Origin of the sequence: Snodgrassella sp. W8135 (genome assembly GCF_016101225.1) — a bacterium.
Classification (GTDB): Bacteria; Pseudomonadota; Gammaproteobacteria; order Burkholderiales; family Neisseriaceae; genus Snodgrassella; species Snodgrassella alvi.
Genome location: NZ_JACFQX010000014.1, coordinates 1 through 315, shown reverse-complemented (window position 1 = coordinate 315; position 315 = coordinate 1). Strand labels below are relative to the sequence as shown.

The 315-nt window shown below is 39.7% G+C and carries 1 pseudogene; it reads right to left on the bottom strand.

The annotated features are described in order from the left end of the window. Positions 1-315: pseudogene (locus H3T75_RS10810) on the bottom strand (hypothetical protein); the annotation flags it as partial.

Below are 315 nucleotides of genomic sequence, written 5' to 3'. Positions count from 1 at the left end.
TGACACCCGGTAAATCTATATCTGTTTTGGCATTAAATATAACTCCACCAATTTTTCTGGCAGCTATCTGAGCTGCGTATGAGGCAGTAGCTGCGTTACCGGATGTATTCTGATTACCGGGTTTATTTACTCCGGGTAAATCAATATCCGCTGTACCATCAAATTGCACATCACCAATTTTACAGGCCGCTTGCAATTTAGTTGCAGTAGCTGCATTACCAGATGTATCCTGATTACCTTTAATATTGACACCCGGTAAATCTATATCTGTTTTGGCATTAAATATAACTCCACCAATTTTTCTGGCAGCTATCT